Genomic DNA, 22,547 nt, shown 5'->3' with positions numbered 1-22,547 from the left:
GGCCGCATTTTCTCCGAAATCCCCTCCATCCGCGTCCTGAAGCTCCGCCTCACAATGCTGCCTCCCATAAAAAAGAGGCTGAAACTCAGCCCCCTTTTCCTTCTGCTATTCTTCCTCAATCACAATTTGCTTAATGTACACTTCCTCTGTCGGTTGACTCGGTTCCCCGGTAGGTCCCGCTTTTACAGGGGTGCTGGCGAGTTGGTCGAGAACGTCTTCTCCCTCAATCACGCGCCCGAAGATCGTATAATTGGGATTTGGATTTAGGCTTCGCGCACAATCGGGTCCACTGCAAATGAAAAACTGGCTACTATTCGTATTTGCTCCGGCATTGGCCATCGCCACGATTCCCTTATCGTAAGAGTAGGGGGATGGCAGCTCATCTTCAAACGTATAGCCAGGTCCGCCCATGCCCGTGCCTGTTGGATCCCCTGTTTGAATCATAAAATCTTTCATGATGCGATGGAAGACGACATTATTGTAGAAGTCTTCTTTTGCTAAGAAGACGAAGTTATTGACTGTTTTCGGAGCGTCATCAGCAAACAACTCCACTTTCATGTCTCCTTTTGATGTTTCAATGATCGCCTTCAGTTTTTGCCCCGTTTCGATTGCCATTTCAGGCGGGGTGTCCCATGATTTTGTTGACGTTTCGCCGCGATTTGGATCGGTGATAATATCTTCCTCGACTTTCTCTTTGGCGCCGCCGCAAGCGGTTAACAAACCGAGCGTAAGTAGTAGCAGTGATAGTTTTTTAATCATAAGCTTATTTCTCTCCTTTTTTATAATTGTCGTTATATTTTCGCTTCATTATACAGGTTGGTCAAGCATAGAATGAAATATAGGAGCATTGACCTATCAAATGACAGATAGATAACCAATGTATAAAAGAGGGGAAACGACCTTGAGAAAAAATTGGAGCATCTTATTCGCATCGGCTTTACTTGGTTTTACCGTCTCGGGTTGTTCGCAGCAGACTACAGTTGAACCCGTTTCTCCCGACATGACCCGTGAACAATTTAGTTGGCAGGCGTTCACTGATCCGAACGGGCTGACTCAAGCAAAAGGAGCTCATGCTAGCGAGCTACCTGATGAAGAGACAGCGGAAAAAGCGGACATCCCTTCTTTTACGTATCCTGACGCCGTGCGCGGCATTTATGTCACGGCGCATTCGGCGGGAGGGGCGAAGCTGGATGAACTGATTGCGTTGGTCGATGAAACGGAATTGAATGCGATGGTTATCGATATCAAAGATGACTACGGTTGGATTACGTATTCGCTTGAAGGAGAGTGGGCCCCGTTTAGCAAAAATTATATTGCGGACCCGAAGGCATTGCTTGAGAAGCTTTCCGAACATCAAATTTACCCGATTGCGCGGATTGTTGTTTTTAAGGATTCAGTTTTAGCTGCCGAGAAACCGGAGACTTCTTTTCAACAAGCGGGTCAAGTGTGGAAAAATCGGCGTGGAGAGGCATTCGTGAACCCGTTTTTAAAATCGGTTTGGGAGCATAATATCGAAATCGCTAAGCTAGCGGCGGAACTCGGTTTTCGCGAGATTCAATTCGACTATGTCCGTTTTCCTGAAGGATTTGAGACGAGAGATCAGACACTGACTTATTCGATGGGCGCCTATTCAAAAGAGGAGCTTGAACCGCGGTTGATGCAAGAGTGGGAAAAGGAGTTAGTGTTGTGGGAGCAAGAGCAGGAGCGAGAGATGCGCGCGACGAACACAAAACCGATCCATAACGAGGGCGCGCCAGTCGGTTCATCGCCCCGATCCATCCCAGCTTTTAAAATGATACCAAGCGGTCCGCCGCAAAAGATTGAACAACGAGATGCGATCACCAATTCGCCTTCAGATGAAAGAGCGACCGAAACGACAGCCGCCTCCAACAACGAACCATTTCCGTCGACTCCGCCACCGCCTGAGCCCGTCTATGATGCGGTGAAAGCGCGGGTGAGCGCGGTAACGGATTTTGTCCGCTACGCCCGCGAGCAGTTAGCTCCGTATGGGGTCGATGTGTCGGTCGATATTTTCGGTTATGCGGCCACGTTGCCGGAGGCGCCTGGGATTGGACAAAACTTCAAGGAAATTAGCGATCAGGTCGATGTGATCAGCTCCATGATTTACCCGAGTCACTGGGGGCCGGGTTACTTTAATATCGCCAAACCGGATCTCGAGCCGTATCGATTGACGCGGGAATACATGAAGGTGGAAAAGGAAAAGTTAGCTGAGCTTGAAAACCCGCCGATCTCAAGGCCCTGGTTACAAGACTTTACAGCGTCCTGGCTAGGGAAGGGGAATTATCTCTCTTACGGCCCGCGCGAAGTTGAGCAGCAAGTCCAAGCGTTGTTAGATGAGGGCGTTGAAGAGTTTTTGCTCTGGAATGCGGTTAACAATTATACGCGGGGCGTTAACTATGCGCCGATCAAAGAGGAGGCCGACCCGTAGGGGGCGGTCTCTTCACCTTTTTTATTAAAAGGAATACGGTAGCCAATAAGCGCATAAATTTCCATTAAAGGTGGAGATCGCATGTTTGAGAACGTTTATGTAGATATTGCTACTATCTCCGCAGTTGTCGCCGCCTTCGTTTCGGTGGTCGGCAATGCGTTTATGATCCCCAGTCGCTTTCGAGCGGTGATTGCCTTATTTGTAGGTGTCTACTTCGTCTCGATCCCGACTTGGCTCGTTGAAAAATCAACGTTGGCCTTACTGATTGGCTTAACCGCGAGCGGGGTCTATACTCAGGTTAAAAAACGGGAATACGAGTCGCCTGAACCGAGCGAGGAAGAAGCAAACAATCGGCCTGTTTATCCTGCGGTAAAAGGACCCGACGACGTGTAAAGCGATTGATCCGACTTGCCTCGCGAGTCGGGATTCCTTTTGTCTCCGATTGGACCAGCCTATGACACTTTTAATATATGGTAAAAAGATTTGGGCAAAATTGGACAAGAACCCCATGTAATATGGTAAAATAAGAGGAGAGCGTGGGGAAAGGAGGAATTATTTTTGAAGCTATTTACGAAGAAGGAACAAGTGCCAGCCAGTTATAAGACAAAAGAAGAACTACAAAAAATAGGCAAAATCCCAACAGGTTCCCCCATCGCGAAACTGAAGGATAAAAATCGCATTTTTTATCTGTTTAGTCTGAAAGATTCAGTCCCCATCCCAAGTCGAAAAACAACGCGTTTACAACCAACAATCGGAAATTTAGCAAAAGCGCTCTTTGTCGTCAATCGTCACGCTAAAACAAGCCCACAACCCCAAAAACTCTATCAATTGAAAACAGATGTTATCGAAAAGTTGATTACCGAAGGAAAAGCCGAGAAGGTCGGGTTACAACAATCACCCAATCCAAGCAAATTTCATCAACAAACATGCAATACGTTGGTCAAAGTTGAAGAATATGGCTTTCACATCATTTCCACCCGTGAAGATCTTCTCGAATTGCCCCACCTCGGAGAATGGAGCGAAGACTTTCGTAATCCGACGGACACGTTTCCATTGCGTCAAGCTGTGCAATTACTCGAGCAGTATAGTCAGCCGATCAAGCGAAAGTCGGTCCCTTCCCAACGACGTGTTTCAAATCAGGGCCAACGACAATCATCTTTTTTTGATCCATTCGGCAAACAAAAACGCCGCACTCGATAATACATCAAAAAAAAACGCCTTCACTCTGAGTAATTGTGAAGGCGTTTTCTGTTTGTCGGGAGTCGGACTGTCTGCTTTTTTACAGTGTGTTTTCCGAAGAGTCGGTTGGGGCATCGACCTTTTGATCTTTTTCAAAATAAATATCGGCGAATACGTCGGCTAATGCGGCAGACGTGTTATACACTTCTTCCAGTGTATTGTCGATTCCGCCTACCTCAATTAAGAGACTATTCGGAGAAATGGATTGATTGTATTCCCCGTGTCCTTCCCCTTTGGCAAAGACGCCGATCGATAAGCCGGGGTATTTTTGCTCGAGTAGATGATGGAATTGGTTGGCCAATTCGGCGTTTTGTTCCCAAAGCGGGTTGCGTTTACCAATCACAAAAAACGGTCGAGCGTACGCTTTTCCATTAATGACGGTCGTTGTTTTATCTTTTCGTTTTGAATCGCGGTGAATATCGAACACATAACTGATTTGTTCATTTTCAGCCATCGCTGCTTTCGCGGCTTTTAACGAAACGGCGTAAGATAGAGCGTAAGCGAGGCCTTGCTCTTCTAAAATTTGTTGATGATCGGTCGTGTCGACGATCGTTTGAATGCCGCGTTTTTTTAATTCTTCACCTAGCCGTTCGCTGATTAAGGTGACGTTTTTGTCTTTGTCGACCACACCTTTATTTGTTGTCACATGGGTCCAGGATTCCGTGTTATGTGTATTATAAATAAACACTTGGCGGGCCTGAGCGGCGACGGCTGCCTGTTTTTTTTCTTCGGCTGCCGCTTCCGCCTCCCTTTGATTAGCAAGTTCTAGTTGTGTGATTTCAAGTGGCGGGGCGGACTCAACAACATAGTGTTCTAAATCAACGTTGGCTCCGATTGATAAAGCCTCGGTTTTATATGCGGCAAGTCCGGGCAATTCGCGACCGAGCAAAGAACGTAAATCAGTCGGATGCAGACCCGTTAACGTTTCAAATGCGAATAGAGCATAAGGCTTGCGCGCGGCGGTTGGATCCACCTCGCGGAAGCGCAAATAAGGAATTTCTCGTTCCATCGCTCCCAACATCGTTTCTTTGGACAATTGAGCGACGGCTTGTCTCATTGACGGCGAAGATATGTTGAACGCTTTTGTCCCGAACAGCCAGCCAAATGAGAGGATAAGCAGGGAGCTGAGCAGCGATAATAGAAATAGTAGATTAGGAAGTCTCAAATGATAAAATCTGTTCATAGTGGGCCACCCTTTAAAAAGAATTGTCGTTTGTTATGCTACTATCAACTATATGGCGGACCATTGAAGAATATGAATGCTTCTATTAAACTGAAAGATATGGATCATAGAGCGGAAAAAAAGGAGCTTATACAACACTATGTTGATGGGAATTGCATTAGTGGCGATTTGGACGATCAGCGCCTTACTGATTGTCACGGATCCAAAGAATCCGAGTTCGCGATGGGCGGCTGTGATGGCTTTTGTTGGGGGATTTGGTTTTTTGGCAGGTTCTTTAAACGAAGAAATACGTCCGCTATTAAACGAGGCGGTCCTCGGCTCGCCCGTCTTTCAAAGCTGGCTGAATGAACGAATGATTGAAGCGGCGTCAGTCGCCTCGCTGATTTGCCAAGTCGGCTTGCCTTATACGTATCTTATGTTCGCGCTTTATTCAGGCGAGCAGCTTAAACCGATTTGGCGTTTCCGATGGGGATTGCTTCTCTTGTTGCCGGTCGTGTATACGATTTGGATTTCACCGGTCATTCCGTCGTTGCAATTAGATTATCCGCGCCTGGTGCTGTGGGTCATTCCTTATATGCTTCTCGCAGCCGCGTTGCTTGTCAAACAAATGTGGCTGGAAAAGGATCCGATTTTGCGTAGAAGTCGTTTCTTTGTCATTATTCTTGCTGTCTTTCCTAATCTAATCGTCCTATTTACGATCTATTTGGCGCGGTTGTTTGGCGATTTCGATGCTTGGAAATATAATTTGGCGCTTATTTTGGCTTTATTTATTTTTTTTGTCGGATTTGCGTTGAAATACGGGGTGTTAGGGGTGCGCTTGCGCGTGGAACAAAATCGGGTTCGTTCGACGCTGCGCGCGTTGACTTCAGGAACCTCGATTTTAAATCACACCTTAAAGAACGAAGTGGGGAAAATTCAATTGCTCGCGTATCGCATCGAACGGATCGCCGCCCAACATCAGTTAAAGGAGATGGAAGGGGACCTGGCGCAACTGCAAGCGGCCTCTGATCATATTTTGTTGATGGCTGAACGGATTCATGACAAGACGCAAGAAATTAAGTTGAATGAGACAGAATTTTTGCTAAGCGAAATCGTTCAGGCCGCGATCAACCATATCGATCCGTTAGCAAAGGCGAATCCGGGCGTTCACATTGAGTTATCGCTGGGCGTGGATGGTCAGTTGACAGCAGACAAGGTCCATCTTACCGAAGTACTCGTCAATTTGCTTCAAAATGCGATGGAGGCGATGGATGGAGATGGGAGGGTCCAAGCGCGAAGCTATTTGTCCAAAAGATATGTCGTGGTCGCTGTTGAAGATACGGGCAAGGGGATTGCGAAGGAAAATATCGCGTCCATTTTCGATCCGTTTTTTTCTACCAAGAAAAGCCAGCAACTTAATTTTGGGCTCGGTCTGGCCTATTGTTTTCAAGTGATGCGTGAGCACCAAGGGCGGATTGAAATGGAAAGTAAGCTTGGGGAAGGGACTTCGTTCTTCCTTTATATCCCTAGAAGACGGTTTCACGAACTTAAAGAAGGAGCAAAGATGAATGAATAAGCATAAGATTCGGGTGATGGTCGTGGAAGATGATCCGACCTGGTTGCAAGGCATTTCAGAAATCGTGCAAATGGAACCTGATTTCCAGCTTGTCGCTACGGCTCAGACTCGGGAAGCAGCTTGGGAGGCTTTTTCAGGGCAAGAAGTGGATGTGGCGCTAATGGATATTAATCTCACAGAAAATGAATGTGATGGCATCGACTTGGCGGCGGAATGGATCGAGCAACAAGCCCAGCTGAAAGTGATTATGTTAACCTCTTTAACAGAGGAAGAGGTGATCGTTGACGCCTTTTCGGCTGGGGCAATCAATTATCTGAACAAACTGCATTTTCGAGAAATTCCAGAAGCGATCCGCTCCGCATTTTCTAAATCTTCTGCCATCCATCCAACGGCAGCCGCTGTATTACGCAAAGAATTTCAACGAATGAAACAACAAGAGAATGAGAGTTTACTGACGCCCGCGGAAAAAGATGTGCTTAAGTTCATCCATGAAGGACATACTCAAGCGCAAGCCGCCGAGAAATTGTTCGTGACCGAACGGACGATCAAAAATCATATCAATCGCATTTTGAAAAAGATGGGGCTGACGAGCAGCAAGGAAGCGGCGGAAGTCGCTAAGAAAAAAAGAATGTTCTAAGTTGGTTATAGGTTGTCCGGTGTTGGATAGGAAGCGGGTGTTTGTGAAAAATAAAAAAGGCATATGAGCTTGCCCTGTGTGAACAGGCTCATATGCCTTTTGCGCTTCGTTATCGAGCAAACCGGTGGTTGCCGATCACGCTCGTCGTGCTGCGTCCAGCCAAAAAGCGGTTGTTGGACTTTTGCGGATTGTGAAAATACAGAGCGCCATTCGTCGGGTCAACGCCATTTAACGCCTCTGAAACGGCTTTAACCGTGTCTGTTTTCGCTTGCATCGCGTAAATCCGTCTTGTATGAACAGGCGTGAATTGTTGACGTTCAAAGATAACAGACTTAATCGACTTGGGGAAAAAAGGCGATTTAGAGCGATTGATAACGACGGCGGCAACGGCCACTTTTCCTTGGTAAGGTTCGCCGCTCGCTTCGGCCTCAACAAGTTTCGCTAACCAATATTGGTCGCTTTCAAACTGACTATTTGAAATAAAAATATTCGATTGTTCAGGTTCCCACTCCACGGATTTGTTGAGCTGTTCTCCAACGAAGCGAAGGGGCACGTATGTACGATCACTAACAATCGTTGGCGGCTGCGGCAGGGTGATCTGTTTACGATTTACTTCCCCGCGCGGCTCATCTATGGTAAGTTTAATATGAACATTTGCGCCTGTGAGTTGAATCGAGCGGGTTGACTGATCCCAGTCTAGCTTCAGCCCGAACGATTCGGTCACTGTTCGAAGCGGTACCATCGTTGTTCCATTTTTTATAAATGGAGGGGCGCCGTTAAAAGAAACGGGCTGCTCTTGAATGAATAGACCGATTTCTTTTGCGTCCGCAGGCGTTAGGTTGAGCGCAAGTAAAGCGAACAACGCCGCGGAGATGAATCTACGAAAGCATCTCATAACACTGTTTCTCCTTCGTTCCTTATGTCTTACGGGGGGAAAAAACAACGTGTTTATTATAACAGAAAAAGGAGTTGGGGACGAGTGGAAAATAAAGATGAGTCGAAAGATGTATTATCTGGCCTGGCTCCTGAGAAAAAAAGACTGGTCGAACACATGTTATCGTTACCGGATAGCAAGCTGAAAATTGTCGAAAAGGCCATTCAAGCGTCGCAGCGGATGGCGGATAACAACTATCCATTTATGGGGAATTTTATGATGTTGGAACCGATCGACAGTCTGTATGATTTTAGCTGTATGATGCCAATTACGAAGGATACGCTCAACCCGTATCGGATTGTTTACGGCGGGGTCACCGCCATGCTGGCTGACATGGCGATGGCTTGGATGTTAGATGATATGATTGAGAAACGAGATAAGATTGTTACCTTATCGATGAATGTCAATTACCATTCGCCCGGCCGCGGCAAGACGTTAATTGCGCACTGCAAACTCGTCCAACGCGCTCAAAATATTATGCAAGCATCGTGCGAGATTGTGAATGATCGCAATGAATTAATCGTTACCGCGACAGGCTCTTTCCTTCACTTGGTTCGTCCCATCAAGGGCAAGAAACCTTAATCTTGCGGTGGGCGGTTGACCATATGGTAGGCGGTTTGCATCAGTCGATTCATCAAGAATTCTCTGATTGGCCCCGTCACGCCCACTTGAGCTAAGGCTTGGTCCATGCAACCTAACCAGGCCTCGGCGCTTTTGGGCGTAATCGGGAACGGCATGTGTCGAGCTCGTAACATGGGGTGACCATATTCGCGCGCATATAGGTCGGGTCCACCGAGAAATTGAGATAGAAATTTAAACTGTTTTTCTTTCGTTTCCGTCAAGTCATCAGGAAAAATAGGGGCAAGCTCAGGGTGAGCGGCAACAAGCGTATAAAAGACATCGACTAGTTTTTTTAATGGTTCGGCTCCACCCAAATCATCATAGGGATTGCCGTTGTACGTGAGCGTCATTCCGTCACGCCTCCTTTTTTACATGCATCGTGTCCATTATTGTACCGCAGTTGCTTCGCTTTTCCAATAAGCCGTCGATGACAACAGCGATTTGTGGTAAACTACGGTTGTTAATAATCGGTATGAAAGGAAAGAGATGCGGATGAATTTATATCATATTTTAGGAGCGAAACAATTTGATCGAGCATCATTAGAAGATATTTTTAGTTTAACGAAAGAAATGGAGCAGGTGGAAGCGAGCGGGGGGTCGGATCGCTATAAAAATAAGGTGATGACTACCCTTTTCTTTGAACCGAGCACACGTACGCGGTTGTCATTTGAATCGGCGATGAGTCGACTGGGCGGAAAAGTCATTGGCACGGAAAACGCGTCTCAGTTTTCATCAGCGATCAAAGGAGAATCATTGGAAGATACGATTCGGATCGTCTCGGGGTATAGCGATGTGATTGTGATGCGTCATACGGATATTGGCGCGGCGGAAAAAGCGGCGGCAGTCGCTTCAGTTCCGATTATTAACGCGGGGGATGGGGCGGGAGAGCATCCGACGCAAGCGCTGCTCGATATTTACACGATTGAAAAAGAGTTAGGACAAGTTGATGGGCTAAAGATTGGCATGATTGGAGACTTAACGTATGGACGCACGGTCCACTCCCTCTCATACTTGTTGGCCAATTTTAACAATGTGACGATTTACTATGTCGCTCCAGAAAACGTGTTGATTCCTCCTTACGTGAAGAAGTATCTAGAGGAAAAAGGAATCGCCTATGTGGAGACGAACGATCTTGAGCAAGTGGCGGCTAACGCCGACGTGTTGTATCAGACGCGTATCCAAAAGGAACGCTTTCCTTCACTTGAGGAATATGAGAAAGCGCAAGGAAAATACGTGATTGACCAATCGATTCTGGACGTGATGAAAGAAAAGGCGATCATTCTTCATCCGCTGCCAAGAGCGGGAGAAATTGCCCCAGAGGTTGATCTCGACCGCCGCGCCGCCTATTTTCGTCAAGCCCAAAACGGACTCTATATCCGCATGTCGATTATTCACAAATGCTTTGAAAAGCTTGGTTTCGTAAAAAATAAATAGTCTGCCTCAAAAGAGCTTCTTTGCCTCTATTCAAGGAAGCTTTTTTTGTTGCCAATTGGTTATATTTTTCATGTTTGAGACCGAGCGAAGATGGACAGGCTAATACAAAGAAACACAAGATGGATATGTCAGGAGGTTTTTGAGTGCATCCGCAACAATTTGAGCCGAATCATTCGTTACGCCAACATGAACCCAATTACATACACCCTTTTCCAGAATGGGGTCAACAGATGGGTCCAATGATCGACTTATATGAAACCACGGAAGAATTCATTGTGACATGCGACATTCCCGGTCTGCAAAAGCAGGACGATGTGGACATTCATGTGTCAGGCGGTCAGTTATTCCTGCATGGCGTCATTCAACGCGAGAACGAGGCCCTTCAGGAACATCATTACCATTTAAGTGAACGTTTTTACGGACAATTCCAACGCGAAGTCAGTCTGCCTGGGAATGTCATGGAAGAAAACGCGACGGCTTCGTATAAAAACGGGGTGTTAGAAGTTCGTCTAAAAAAAGCGCAGGCGGAGCATGGGAAAAAGATTGAAATTGATTTTCATCAATAATAAGGTTCCGAATTAAAGTTTCGGTTGGAATAAAAAGAGCGTCTCGAACGCTCTTTTTTTTGTTTAAAAACTAAAATCGATGAGCATTCTAAGAAAAGGTCGAGGAAAGGAGTGAAGCGTAGATGTTTTTCAAAGATTTTACAACTGAAGCTCGACAAGCAGGTGTTCGACAAGGAATGTGGACAACTTTGTTAGTCACGTCCCCTTTTATTATAGCAGGTGTGAAATGGATTGCGGAAAACCGTAAGCCGATGATGGAGCGGGTAAAAGATGTCCAGTCTTCAAATATGTACGCAAAGCTCTTTGATCGGGCGAACTACGAGGAAAAAGAAGCGGAACAAAAGTTAAATAAATTCCGTTCAGGCGAAGGGAATTACAGTAATTTTGATGTGGAAGCTTCAAAGGAAGAAGATGAGGCGTTGTTTTCGATGATCAGAGAACTGACGAAACAAGAACTGAGCAATCGAGAGAAAAATATGGGTGACGACGAAAGATAACGATCAAAGGGGGTTTGCTTCAGTTAAAGCGGGGCGAACCCCCTTTTTAAAACAATCCGAAAAACTTCCACACATTAAGGAGGGGATGGAATGATTTATTTGCAGCCCCAATTTCGTAACGATCAAGGCGAAATTTTAAATGTCGTGAATACGAAAGGCAAAGCGGTTGGCTACTTATCTTACATGTACCGCGAACAGGGCGACTTATATGTGCTAGGACAACTGGATGATGAAGGCGAGAAGCAAAATTTTTTGGATGTGACGACCCATTTCATAGACGGTCTAAGACAGTCTGTCGTGAGCGAGGACGCCGTAGACCCGTATGTATGCATCTATGTGGGCGGGCAAACGCTCGATCTAGAGGAAACAGAAAAGGAAGAAGATGAATAACCAATCAGATGAATGGAATTTTTTTTTGTTATACAAGTCCCGCGGGTTGTGATATGGTTAACGTATCAATGAACTAATGATAAATTAGTTGGTTGAGAGTTAACCTCGCTTCTCCTACACGGAGAAGCTTTTTTTTTTGCTGTTAGACTACATAATTCGCCCCGTGTTCGAAAAAAATAGGTGTACGACTACTATCTGGGGAGGCGTTTTTGTGTTCAACCGAGAGCAAGCAGCAAAAGGCGGTATCTCTTCGATCGTCTATGATTTGACAAAGTGGGATTATGAAGTGGGGCATAGCGGCGCGGATTCGCTTGATATTACCGTCGTTAAAAATAGGGAAGAAATCGCCGATGTTTCTTTTTCCAACGAGGACTTGAAAATTCATCGCAAGCGGCTGTTAACGCCTATGGAGGAAGCCGAATTGGAAATGTACATTGATGATTTAATTTGGGAAGACGAATTTTCATCTTTTGCCCATTTGGCCACGGCGCAAACAGAATATAAACGGGTCGGTGATTTGATCCGCATGATGAAACAAAAATATGAAGATGATTTACTCTATATTCGACATAACGAACAAGAATCGTTCATGGGTTACTTGGAAGAAGTTTCGGTGAAAAAATCGAACGGCTTAGACACTCTATTTTGCTATTTTACACCGAGCGATGAGGATGCGGAGTTGATTCGAACGACGATTCTGATCCAACCGAATTTTAAAGCGGTAGCGACGGCGAATGCGCTAAAAGTGGAAAGTGGCGGCGAGACATTAGAGATCTCCCGGCATGTACAACACATTCAATAGATGTTTAACGGGTGAAGCTAGGCATTCACCCGTTTTTGATTTGAGGCATAGGATAATGTATTGACTGGAGAGGAACCGAGAAATCATGCCGCTAAAAGGAGTGTTCTAGATATGGCAGGAAAAGAGATTCATTACTATGCTGGGGGAAATACAGCGAGGGGATTCCGCAGTTATTTGGATTCGACTCTACAGTATATGGACCGCATATTCATTTTATTAGGCGCGCCGGGAAACGGAAAGTCGTCGATGATGAAGACGTTGGGCCGAAAATACAATGATGAAGGGTATGACGTGGAGTGGATTCACTCTGCGCTGGATCGTGACGCCGTAGAAGGCGTGATTATTCCCGCTCTCAAAGTGGGCGTTGTTGACGGCAGTGGTCCGCATGTGATCACAGCAAAAGCGCCAGGGGCGATTGAACACTACATCAACTTCGGAAGCGCTTGGGATACGGAGTCATTAGCGAAACAAAAGAAGCGGATTGTACAGCTTAGAGGTTCGATCGAGCAACATCTGGAAGAGGCTCGTCAGTGTTTTCGAGAGGCGTTAGAGATTCATGACGAATGGGAAAAGATATACATTACAAACATGGACTTCGCAAAAGCGGACGAAATTACAGCTGAATGGATTGCGGCGTGTTTTGGCGAACTGCGCTTAAACAAACAAACACAGATTCTTCAGCGTTACCTCGGCGCGGCAACACCGCATGGGGCCGCTGATTTTGTGCCGAATCTTACGGCAGGTGTCGCGAAACGCTATTTCATTAAAGGGCGAGCAGGCTCTGGAAAATCGACCATGTTAAAAAGAATTGCAGCGGTTGCGCAAGAGCGCGGCTTTGATATGGAGGTATATCATTGCGGATTGGATCCGAACAGTCTCGATATGTTGATCTTTCGCGAATTGGGAATCGCTATTTTTGACAGCACGACGCCGCATGAGTATTCTCCTGATCGAGAAAATGATGAAATTATCGACATTTACGCGCGGGCAATCGAGCCTGGCACCGATGAGAAGTATGCGGAGCGAATTCAAGATATCAGCGCTCGCTATCGCGCCAAAATGAAACAAGGGGCGACTAAGCTAGGCGAAGCCAAGGAAGCGCAAGATCAATTAAAGGAGCTCTATGTCGCGGCGATGGATTTCAACCAGGTTGATGCGATTCGAGCGGAAGTGGAATCAGAAATCGACAGCATTGCCCGTCGTTTTGCGCAAGACTCAAGCGAGTCTTAAAATGAAAATAATGAAGCGTTTGTCGATTTGTTAGCCGTTTTCGTTTTCTGCCTGTTTGTAAAAAGGCGAAAGGCGAGGATGCTGGCGCATTGCGTCGAAAAAAAACGAACGATTTTTGTTGGAATATCAATGCCTTTTATTTACAATTATAGACAAGGAAACCAATTGATGGGATGTTTTGTTGAAACGTAGAAAACTGTGGAAATTTTATATAAAAGGTGTTGAATATTCATGGAAAATGGAGTTCTAGTAGTCGGAAAAAGAGTACGCGGTCAACACGTGATGGTTACCAAGGGGGTCATCGCCCCGGAAGTTTTGGATGGCATGAGCAAACAAGGATGGGTTTTATCGAAAGTTGAACAACAAGCGACCCATTTTCATTATAACTTTATTCGTGAACGGAGAAGACAACGATTCGGTCGCGCATACGCCAATCAACATGTTCCTTTATTTCAACAAACCTCCTTTTAGGCGAGGAGCAATCAAAGGGGACGGCGAAAGCGTGATAGGCATAAAAAAACCAGGACAGCTAGTCCTGGTTTTTTTAAGGGTTGTCTGGAGGAAAAATAACGGTAGGGATGACCACCCATGTCGCTTTACCCGGGACGCCCGCATTGTTTGGCGCGCGCGTGTTTTCCAAAAGTTTGACAACGACATTGAGTCGTTTCGTTGGATGGTTGATTGGTAACTGCTCTAAGCGGACTATCTTTGACTCTTTTGGCCCGATCTCAAATCGCTTCACAATTTGTTCGACTTTTGGCGTATGGCTGTTTTTGAGCGGGTCTTCGCTCACAATGAGCGCGGAAACACTGTCCGCGATCGGGTGGTCGGTGCCGTTGTATAGCGTAATATTCAAGTCGAATGGACCCCAGACACGGCCATTGGCGTCCATTTGTTCCGATGTGACTTGGATATCTTGGATGATGACAGGATGCTTGTCCTGTGATTGGGCTTGCGGCGATGCCGCCATCAATTGCGAAATCTCTTCTTTTTGTCTCTTCACGGTCTCTTCTAAGTTTGTTAGCTTCTGGCTCATGTGGACTGCTTCATCTTCCCGTTGTTTTAACGCGAGCTCTATGTCTTTTACATTATTTTTTAAACGAATGAATTCTGTATCCATTACTTTCTCTTGCGAACAACCCGTTAAGATCAGTTGGGTGACCAGTAAGGTCCAAAATACAAGGCGCAACTTTTTCATCGTTTCCCCCCTACAAAACACAACATCGCGCTTTCGTACGCGCATACGGACTTAAGTATACTTGCTCTTGATCGTTGCGGCAATAAATCTTGAAAATAAACTATAACATGGATTGAATTGCGATGCCGTTTTTTTACTTTTGTCTTTTTTTCAATTAGAATAAAACAACATGTTAGCAAGCGGAGGATACCGATGATTGATTTTATTTTGTTGCAATTGATGCGAATGATGCCGACCCATCTTATTTCTCGCTGGGTTGGAAACGCGGCTAGCCGTCCCATCAGTAGAAAGGCGATCCCCTTTTTCTCTAAATTCTATCAAATTTCGCTTGAGGAAGCGGAAATGGCGCTTGGAGATTATCAGACGCTTAATGATTTTTTTACGCGCAAATTAAAACGAGAGGCGCGACCGATCGATACGGATGAAAAATTTATTGTCAGTCCCGCTGATGGAAAAATAGCCGCGTTTGGAACGATTGAGCGGGGGCAACTGATTCAGGCAAAAGGGATTCCATTTGCCGTGTGGAATTTGCTTGGCATCCCGCAAAGCGAGACGCAAAGATATGAAGGCGGGCAATTTATGACGATTTACTTAAGTCCGCGCGACTATCACCGTGTACATACGCCTGTCAGCGGCGAGATCACCGATTATAGTTATTTACCGGGCACTTTATTTCCTGTCAACGCTTTTGGGGCGCGCGCGGTCAAAGGTTTGTTTGCGAAGAATGAACGGTTGATTACGTTCGTCCAATCTCCGACTGTTGGTAGGGTTGCCATCGTGAAAGTAGGGGCGACCATTGTAGGAAGTGTAAAAGTAGGGTATAGTAGAGAAGCGGGAACGAATGTGAAAGCGGGTACGGTTTTACATCAAAGGCTAACGGCTGCAAAGCCGCTTGAACGCGGGGAAGAAATTGGATACTTTCAATTCGGGTCTACTGTTGTGCTCGTTTTTGAGCAAGGGAAGGTGGAATTTACATCGTCCCTAGAAGAAGGACAGGCGGTGAAAATGGGTCAAACCATCGGTCGCTGCATAACAGTCGAATAATGCCGAAAGATTTAATTCTTTGCGTCTAGCTTTATTTCCTGATATTTTTAATGTATATTTAAAATTGCACATAAAATCTAGGGGGAACATTTTTTGAGTACGATTGAAGTAGGAAACATTATCGAAGGTACAGTTGTAGGAGTGCAACCATTTGGTGCCTTTGTCAGTATTGGTGACAGTAAGCAAGGTCTCGTTCATATTTCACAGATTTCTTCCTCATACGTGGAAGATATTCATCAAGTCATTAAAGTAAGCGATAAAGTAAAGGTAAGAGTAACAGAGATTAAGGCAGACGGTAAGATTTCGTTAACGATGCGTATTGATGAAGAACCTAGAGCGAGATCAGGCAATCGTACACCGAATAGAAGACGCGACGATCGGGGTCCAGGTGGTGGACAACGACAAGCGCAAAATCAAAAGGACGATTTTGAATCGTTAATGAGAAGATGGATGAAAAATAGCGAAGATAGAATGGGCGATTTAGGAAAGCGTGAAAGAAGAAAATAACAACGAAGCTGACCGCGGGAGTTGACTCGAAACAAAGATTGGCGATGGAAGCGACGAGCGCCGTTTGGCGCTGCGCTTCTTAAAGTTAGGTTAATGGCCACGTGTTTGACTCTACCTGAAGGGTCAGCTTTTTTCACCTTCGTTGGCATCCTTCGCTTTCCTCAGTTCTGCTCCCTCCAATCGACACATATAGTGTTAGGAAATAGTGTCTGAGGAGGAGAATATGAGTTTTTTAAACCGAGTCAGAGGGACATTTGATGCGGCCACTCGTAAATCGCAAGACGTAATCGAAATTAATAAATTGAATCACCAGATAAAAAAGTTAGAGGATGAGGCGGATGGTCTCTATCTGTCAATTGGACAAAAGGTGTACCGCGATCCGAGTATGCTGAAACAAGAAACGAAAAATCATGTCGATGTTCAAGTACATGCGCTGGAGCGACTCCATCGGCAGATCCATGAGGCTAAACGCAAGGCCTTAATTCTGAAAGACTTAGTTGAATGTAACGCTTGTCATAAAATCGTAGCTGTGGATATTGCGTTCTGTCCAGATTGCGGAAATCATATCGCCGATTTAGTTAAACAAACCATGAAATTTCTTGCGTTAGAAGAACAGCATAAGCAGAGTGAATAAAAAACCCTCATCGATAGGGTTTTTTTCTTGTCTTAAGCGTAATAAAAAAGTCTTTCTTGCAAAAAGAGGAAAAAACCAGTACATTCAAGTGCAAAGGGGGAAGTCCAGTTGAGTCAAATGAAGGAGAAGCTATATAGTGATGATGATATTCGGGTCCTAAAAGGCTTAACGGCTGTTCGGGTTCGTCCGGGGATGTATATCGGTTCGACTGGGACGAGAGGGCTGCATCATTTAGTTTGGGAGATTATCGACAACTCTAAGGACGAAGTATTGGCGGGGTATGCGGACCAAATCGATGTCACCATACATAGAGATAATAGCGTTTCAGTGGAGGACAACGGACGCGGGATTCCAACAGGGATCAATCGAGATGAAGGAATTCCTACGCCGACCGTCGTGTTCACGGTGTTGCACGCGGGCGGAAAGTTTGGCGGCGGTGAAGGGTATCGGAAGTCAGGTGGATTGCATGGCGTCGGGGCGAGTGTCGTTAACGCCTTATCAGAATGGCTGGAAGTAGAGATCCACCGCGAAGGGAAAGTATATAAACAACGCTTTGAATATATCGAGGAAGCCAACGGTGAGATGAAAGTCGGACATCCTGTGACCGATCTCGTTGAATCAGGCTCCACGCGCAAAACGGGCACGATCGTTCGGTTCAAACCAGATCCGCTCGTGTTCACCGAAACGGAATACGAGTATGAAACGTTGCAAGCGCGTCTGAAGGATAATGCTTACTTGCTCAAAGGGGTTACGATTAACCTCAGGGACGAGCGGGTAACCCCGCATCGGATCGACACGTTTAAATTTGAAGAAGGTATTCGAGCGTTTATCGCTTCTTTAAATGAAGGCAAGTCAACACATCATGAAATCGTTTACTTTGACGGTGAACGCGACGGGATGGAAATTGAATTGGCCTTTCAATACAACGATTCCGCGACAGAAAATTTACTGTCTTATGTGAACACGATTCCAACAATCGATGAGGGCACCCATGTGTTAGGGCTACGCAGCGCGATGACGAAAGTGTTAAACGACTACGCTCGTAAGAACAACTTTTTGCGAAAAAACGATAAAAACTTATCAGGGACCGATTACCGCGAAGGATTTATGGCTGTATTAAGTTTGCGGATTGACGATCCTCAATTTGAGAGTCAGACGAAAGATAAGCTAGGAAGTGAAGAAGCGCGTTCCGCTGTTGACGGGTTTATTAGCGATCGAATGGGTTTTTTCTTGGAAGAGAACCCAGAGACAGCGAAAATGATCATTGATCGAGCGATTGAATCACGTAAAATCAAAGAGGAAATTCGCAAGGCGACGGAAGCGCTGAGGAACCCAGGTAAACGCAAGCGCCGAGGCAGACGCAGTATCAGCGATAAATTTACGCCGCCCGCTAAACGGGATCCAAGCCGCAATGAATTGTTCATCGTGGAAGGGGACAGCGCCGGGGGTTCAGCGATCAATGGACGCGATCGAAACTTTCAAGCGGTGCTAAGCTTACGCGGAAAACCACTTAATGTGGAAAAACGTAAAATTTACGAAGTGATTGGACCGAAAGGCAACGAGGAGATCAATACGATTGTGGAAGTGATCGAAACGGGGATCGGTGATGACTTTGAAGCGGACAAATGTTCGTTTGACAAGATTATCATTATGACGGACGCCGATTACGATGGAGCCCACATTCAAATTTTACTGTTGACCTTGTTTTATCGTTATTTTCCGGAACTTGTGAAACGAGGGAAAGTGTTTATCGCCCAACCGCCGCTTTATAAAGTGTATAAACAAGAAAAGAAACAGCAACGGGGGAGCTATTGTTGGTCTGATGAAGATCGCGACGAAGCGCTTGAAAAGCTTGGTCGAGGGGCTGAGATTCAGCGATATAAGGGGTTAGGCGAAATGAACGCCGAGCAGCTGTGGGACACAACGATGAATCCGGCGACGCGCCGACTGATTCAAGTCGATATTGAAGATGCGGCTGAAGCGGAACGGATCGTCACGGTGTTAATGGGTGATCGCGTGCCGCCTCGCAGAGAATGGATCCAGCAAAATGTGAAGTTCGTTGTTGAGGAGGAATAGTGTGAGCGCTTCTAATGAATATATCCAGATGAGTCTACGGGACGTTTATCGCTCGCGATTTAGCGACTATGCCCGCTATATTATATTATCTCGCGCCATACCCGATGTGCGAGACGGCTTAAAACCCGTGCAACGACGAGTTCTTTATTCAATGTATAAGGAACGCAATTTGCCAGACCGCGCGTACCGTAAATCGGCGAAAACCGTCGGAGATGTGATGGGAAACTATCACCCGCACGGCGATTCTTCGATTTACGAGACGATGGTTAACTTGGCCCAACCCCATAAAATGAGGGAACCCTTAATCGACGGTCATGGGCACTGGGGAACGGTCGATGGCGATTCTGCGGCGGCGATGCGTTATACCGAAGCGAGATTAACGGACATTTCGATGCAGATGTTACGCGACATTGAGAAAGATACGGTTGATTTCATTTCGAATTACGATAACACTACGAAAGAACCTACTGTGCTCCCCTCTCGTTTTCCCAATTTGCTTGTCAATGGGGTTACTGGCATTTCGATTGGATTTGCCACGGAAATTCCGACCCATAACCTTCGGGAAGTGATTAATGGTTCGATTGTCTTGCTTAACAATCCGCAGCTTTCTGTTGAGGAACTGATGACCTATATTCCGGGACCGGACTTGCCGACAGGCGGGATCATCCAAGGAAAAAAGGAGATTTTAAAAGCGTATCGCAGCGGATCGGGTCGGATTATGATTCGAGCGAAAACACGCATTGAAAAGGGGCGACAAGGCCGTCAGTTGGTAATCATCGAGGAAATTCCGTACACGGTTAGAAAGAAAGTCCTCGTCCAACAAATTGAAGAGGAAATCTTGGAGAGAAATGTGGACGGGTTACTTGAGGCGCGCGATGAAACAGACCGCGAGGGGTTACGAATTGTGTTGGAAATGCGACGCGACGCAGATGTCGAAGGCATCTTAAATTATTTGTATCGTCGCACAGACCTGCAGATTTCATATAGCTTTAATATGTTGGTGATTGCTGATACGCAACCGAAGCAACTCGGGCTAAAGGAAATCCTAACCGCCTATCTCGATCATCAAAAAGAAGTCGTCACACGCCGCACCCAGCACGATTATGATCGCGCTGAAAAGCGTCAACATATTGTTGAGGGCATCATTAAAGCGATTTCGATTTTAAGAGAAGTGATCGATACGATCATGGAGTCGGATGGACGGGAAGACGCCCGCGCAAATTTAATGGAGAAGTATGCGTTTACGTATGAGCAAGCGGAAGCGATTCTCGATATTCGCCTGCATCAATTGACGCGTTTAGATATTAAGAGATATGAAAAGGAAAAGAAAGAATTGCAAAAGCAGTTAAAAGAGTGGAAAGGGATCCTCTCTAGCCAAAAAAAGTTGAACCAAGTGATTGAGCGCGAGTTAACGGAAATCCGTGATCAGTACGGGAATGAGCGTCGAACCGTAATTGAAGACGAGATTGAGGAAATCGAAATCGATATTTCCGTGACGGTTCCCGCTGAGGATGTGATCGTTACACTTTCGGATGAATTGTATATTAAACGAGTCTCGCTCCGTTCCTTCTCTAGTTCAGGGGCAAGCTTGGATACGGCGGGGATCAAAGATGGGGATCAGATCGAACGGTTCTTGCGCGTCAATACGATTCAGTCGTTGCTGTTGTTTACGAACGATGGGATGTACTTCCAGTTGCCTGTGCATGAGATACCAGACGCGCGTTGGAAAGACCTCGGTTCGGCCTTAATCAACGTTGTTGGCTTGCAAAAAGATCAAAAAATTATCGCGATGTTCCCGCTCGATGAGAATCAACAAGATCGGTTCGTTCACTTTGTGACAAAAGGCGGGATGGTGAAAAAAACAGCGCTATCCGAATATATTACAAATCAGCGTAAACGCGGTATTATCGCGGCGCGCATTCGAGATGACGATGAGCTGTTGGACGTGTTCCTTGGCGATGAAAGTGATCACTTGTTGCTTGTGACCCATCATGCCCTTGCGATTCGGGTCTCGCTAACTGAGTTCAATCCGTCGGGACGTAATACGATGGGTGTTAAAGGGATTAATCTTGCCAACGAAGACGAAGTGATCGCCGCGTACCTGGTCACGGAAGACGATCAACGGATTATCGATGTGATCACGACAGAGGGTGTCGGCAAACGAATGTCTGTTGCTGATTTCGATGTCCAAGGCCGTAGCGGTAAAGGGGTAACCGTGATTCGAAGAAGGAAGAACAATCCGCATCGCATCGTTTATGCGGCCCTTGAACAGGAAGGCATTGCGACGCAGTTCTATGAAACAGATCAAGGTAAGCGGGGCGAGATCGCGTTCGATTCTATTGATGTTTCGGAACAAGGCGGGATTGGGCGAGCATTGATCCCACTCGAAAAAGGCGAACAAATTACGCGTGTTCACGCCGCTCCCGAAGTCGAGGAACGCGAAGAATCGGAAGCGGATGATTAAAAAATAAACGGTTACAAAAAGGTGTTGTTACGGCAGTTATGAACGACACCTTTTTGTTTTTCCTGTTATACTGTTGTAAAAAGAACATGAATAGGGGAGACAATTGGTGCATTATCCAGCGGACTATATTAAATACCTTGCCCATTTTCATGGGGATCGGGATTTTTTCGAATGTCACGAAGTATTAGAAGAATATTGGAAATCATTGCCCGAACGCGAACCGATCTGGGTTGTCTTGATTCAAATCGCGGTTGGACTTTATCATCATCGACGCGGCAATTACGGCGGCGCCATTAAAATGTTAAACAGTACATTTACGAGAATGACGAAAGCGGATGTTGAACGAGTCGGGCTCGACTATCACCGCCTAACAGAGATGATTAAGCAACGCATCGAAGCGGTTGAACAAGGTGAAGCGTATTTCGATCTTAACTTGCCGATCAGTGATCCAACGTTAGAGGAATTGGCCGAGGCGGAATGCGCGGCACATGGCTGGAGTTGGTTCGCGCCGAGTTCGATGGAAGATGCGTTGATCCATCGCCATGCCTTGCGGAACCGTTCGGATGTTATTCAGGCTAGAGCTGAAAAACTAGCGGCAAATCAGCGGCGTTAGCATAAAATAATGGAGAGTAGCCATACTTTAACAGAGGTGTGAAAAGATGATACTCTCTTATGTGTTCATTATCGTCGTAGTCCTGTGGACGATCTGTTGGTTCCCATGGGCCCGTCAGAAAAAAGAGCCGCAACATCACGATTGCCGACGCTCGAGTCAACGGTATTTATTTCAAGTATTGTCGGATGAAGGCTATCACCCGACCGTCAGTTATCAAGTGGATCGCTTTGAGCTGGATCTTGCATTCCCGCGCCGTAAGTTGGCGATTGATTGCGCGCGTCGTCCGTGGGAAGAGCATGACCTCGATCGGGCGCGCAACAGGAAAAGAGAAAAGGCTCTCAGCGAACAAGGGTGGTGGATTATTCGCTTTACGCCCGATAAAATTTACGGAAATACGCGTGGTTGCATCGCCACAATTGAACAATATCTGATCGCGGAAAAACGCATCTAATGGGGTGCGTTTTTTTGGTTTTT

General features: G+C 46.1%; 25 protein-coding genes. 20 read left to right on the top strand and 5 right to left on the bottom strand.

All coding sequences use genetic code 11. The annotated features are described in order from the left end of the window. Positions 1-105 precede the first annotated feature (105 nt). A complete protein-coding gene (locus BEP19_RS01600) occupies positions 106-759 on the bottom strand; it encodes a peptidylprolyl isomerase (protein WP_120188114.1) in 654 nt (217 codons plus the stop codon). A gap of 142 nt (positions 760-901) precedes the next feature. Here BEP19_RS01600 and BEP19_RS01595 point away from each other — a divergent pair, with 142 nt between their 5' ends. The 3 genes from BEP19_RS01595 (at position 902) to BEP19_RS01585 (ending at position 3,649) form a co-directional block, all read left to right on the top strand. Next, entirely contained in the window at positions 902-2,449 is a 1,548-nt protein-coding gene (locus BEP19_RS01595) for a putative glycoside hydrolase (RefSeq protein WP_170145222.1), read from the top strand. 81 nt (positions 2,450-2,530) lie between these two features. Continuing rightward, positions 2,531-2,842, top strand: coding sequence for a hypothetical protein (locus tag BEP19_RS01590; RefSeq protein ID WP_120188112.1), 312 nt, complete (start codon positions 2,531-2,533; stop codon positions 2,840-2,842). 165 nt (positions 2,843-3,007) lie between these two features. Further along, a complete protein-coding gene (locus BEP19_RS01585; RefSeq protein WP_245983230.1) occupies positions 3,008-3,649 on the top strand; it encodes a YkyB family protein in 642 nt (213 codons plus the stop codon). A gap of 79 nt (positions 3,650-3,728) precedes the next feature. Here BEP19_RS01585 and BEP19_RS01580 read toward each other — a convergent pair whose 3' ends face one another. Beyond that, a complete protein-coding gene (locus BEP19_RS01580) occupies positions 3,729-4,871 on the bottom strand; it encodes a stage II sporulation protein P (protein ID WP_120188111.1) in 1,143 nt (380 codons plus the stop codon). Between the two features lie 139 nt (positions 4,872-5,010). Between BEP19_RS01580 and BEP19_RS01575 the strand changes: the two genes are divergently transcribed. Further along, positions 5,011-6,426, top strand: a complete 1,416-nt coding sequence (locus tag BEP19_RS01575; RefSeq protein WP_120188110.1) for a sensor histidine kinase — start codon at positions 5,011-5,013, stop codon at positions 6,424-6,426. After that, the gene (locus BEP19_RS01570; protein ID WP_120188109.1) at positions 6,419-7,063 is read left to right on the top strand and encodes a response regulator; all 645 of its coding nucleotides are present in this window, start codon (positions 6,419-6,421) and stop codon (positions 7,061-7,063) included. Before BEP19_RS01575 ends, BEP19_RS01570 begins: the two co-directional genes overlap by 8 nt. 109 nt (positions 7,064-7,172) lie before the next feature. Here the strand turns inward: BEP19_RS01570 and BEP19_RS01565 are convergent, their stop codons facing one another. Then, the gene (locus BEP19_RS01565; protein ID WP_120188108.1) at positions 7,173-7,958 is read right to left on the bottom strand and encodes a stalk domain-containing protein; all 786 of its coding nucleotides are present in this window, start codon (positions 7,956-7,958) and stop codon (positions 7,173-7,175) included. A gap of 84 nt (positions 7,959-8,042) precedes the next feature. Between BEP19_RS01565 and BEP19_RS01560 the strand changes: the two genes are divergently transcribed. Further along, complete coding sequence (locus BEP19_RS01560) at positions 8,043-8,579, top strand: PaaI family thioesterase (protein ID WP_170145221.1); 537 nt, start codon at positions 8,043-8,045, stop codon at positions 8,577-8,579. Here the strand turns inward: BEP19_RS01560 and BEP19_RS01555 are convergent. Further along, complete coding sequence (locus BEP19_RS01555; RefSeq protein WP_120188106.1) at positions 8,576-8,968, bottom strand: globin domain-containing protein; 393 nt, start codon at positions 8,966-8,968, stop codon at positions 8,576-8,578. The genes BEP19_RS01560 and BEP19_RS01555 overlap by 4 nt on opposite strands. 142 nt (positions 8,969-9,110) lie before the next feature. Between BEP19_RS01555 and pyrB the strand changes: the two genes are divergently transcribed. From pyrB to BEP19_RS01520, 7 genes are all read left to right on the top strand, one after another. Further along, the gene (gene pyrB / locus BEP19_RS01550; protein WP_245983227.1) at positions 9,111-10,052 is read left to right on the top strand and encodes an aspartate carbamoyltransferase; all 942 of its coding nucleotides are present in this window, start codon (positions 9,111-9,113) and stop codon (positions 10,050-10,052) included. A gap of 143 nt (positions 10,053-10,195) precedes the next feature. Further along, positions 10,196-10,618: an Hsp20/alpha crystallin family protein gene (locus tag BEP19_RS01545; RefSeq protein WP_120188104.1), complete on the top strand. Its 423-nt coding sequence runs from the start codon at positions 10,196-10,198 to the stop codon at positions 10,616-10,618. Positions 10,619-10,740: 122 nt separating this feature from the next. Further along, entirely contained in the window at positions 10,741-11,115 is a 375-nt protein-coding gene (locus BEP19_RS01540; protein WP_120188103.1) for a hypothetical protein, read from the top strand. Positions 11,116-11,205: 90 nt separating this feature from the next. Further along, entirely contained in the window at positions 11,206-11,505 is a 300-nt protein-coding gene (locus BEP19_RS01535) for a hypothetical protein (protein ID WP_120188102.1), read from the top strand. 211 nt (positions 11,506-11,716) lie between these two features. Beyond that, positions 11,717-12,307 (top strand): hypothetical protein, encoded by a 591-nt coding sequence (locus BEP19_RS01530; protein WP_120188101.1) that lies wholly within the window; start codon positions 11,717-11,719, stop codon positions 12,305-12,307. A 111-nt stretch (positions 12,308-12,418) separates the two neighbouring features. Further along, complete coding sequence (locus tag BEP19_RS01525) at positions 12,419-13,537, top strand: PRK06851 family protein (RefSeq protein ID WP_120188100.1); 1,119 nt, start codon at positions 12,419-12,421, stop codon at positions 13,535-13,537. Between the two features lie 231 nt (positions 13,538-13,768). Next, complete coding sequence (locus BEP19_RS01520) at positions 13,769-14,008, top strand: hypothetical protein (protein WP_120188099.1); 240 nt, start codon at positions 13,769-13,771, stop codon at positions 14,006-14,008. A 73-nt stretch (positions 14,009-14,081) separates the two neighbouring features. Here the strand turns inward: BEP19_RS01520 and BEP19_RS01515 are convergent, their stop codons facing one another. Beyond that, positions 14,082-14,735: a hypothetical protein gene (locus tag BEP19_RS01515; protein WP_120188098.1), complete on the bottom strand. Its 654-nt coding sequence runs from the start codon at positions 14,733-14,735 to the stop codon at positions 14,082-14,084. 192 nt (positions 14,736-14,927) lie between these two features. Here BEP19_RS01515 and asd point away from each other — a divergent pair, with 192 nt between their 5' ends. The 7 genes from asd (at position 14,928) to BEP19_RS01480 (ending at position 22,524) form a co-directional block, all read left to right on the top strand. Then, the gene (asd, locus tag BEP19_RS01510; protein WP_120188097.1) at positions 14,928-15,779 is read left to right on the top strand and encodes an archaetidylserine decarboxylase; all 852 of its coding nucleotides are present in this window, start codon (positions 14,928-14,930) and stop codon (positions 15,777-15,779) included. A 93-nt stretch (positions 15,780-15,872) separates the two neighbouring features. Next, positions 15,873-16,286, top strand: a complete 414-nt coding sequence (locus tag BEP19_RS01505; RefSeq protein ID WP_120188096.1) for a S1 RNA-binding domain-containing protein — start codon at positions 15,873-15,875, stop codon at positions 16,284-16,286. Between the two features lie 223 nt (positions 16,287-16,509). Beyond that, positions 16,510-16,920 (top strand): hypothetical protein, encoded by a 411-nt coding sequence (locus BEP19_RS01500; protein WP_120188095.1) that lies wholly within the window; start codon positions 16,510-16,512, stop codon positions 16,918-16,920. Positions 16,921-17,037: 117 nt separating this feature from the next. Continuing rightward, complete coding sequence (locus tag BEP19_RS01495; RefSeq protein WP_120188123.1) at positions 17,038-18,996, top strand: DNA gyrase/topoisomerase IV subunit B; 1,959 nt, start codon at positions 17,038-17,040, stop codon at positions 18,994-18,996. A 1-nt stretch (position 18,997) separates the two neighbouring features. Beyond that, complete coding sequence (gene parC / locus BEP19_RS01490) at positions 18,998-21,460, top strand: DNA topoisomerase IV subunit A (protein WP_120188094.1); 2,463 nt, start codon at positions 18,998-19,000, stop codon at positions 21,458-21,460. Between the two features lie 106 nt (positions 21,461-21,566). Next, positions 21,567-22,073: a DUF309 domain-containing protein gene (locus BEP19_RS01485; RefSeq protein ID WP_245983223.1), complete on the top strand. Its 507-nt coding sequence runs from the start codon at positions 21,567-21,569 to the stop codon at positions 22,071-22,073. A 46-nt stretch (positions 22,074-22,119) separates the two neighbouring features. Next, complete coding sequence (locus tag BEP19_RS01480; RefSeq protein ID WP_120188092.1) at positions 22,120-22,524, top strand: DUF559 domain-containing protein; 405 nt, start codon at positions 22,120-22,122, stop codon at positions 22,522-22,524. Positions 22,525-22,547 lie beyond the last annotated feature (23 nt).

This window comes from Ammoniphilus oxalaticus, from assembly GCF_003609605.1.
Classification (GTDB): domain Bacteria; phylum Bacillota; class Bacilli; order Aneurinibacillales; family RAOX-1; genus Ammoniphilus; species Ammoniphilus oxalaticus.
This window is presented reverse-complemented; position numbering and strand designations above follow the sequence as displayed.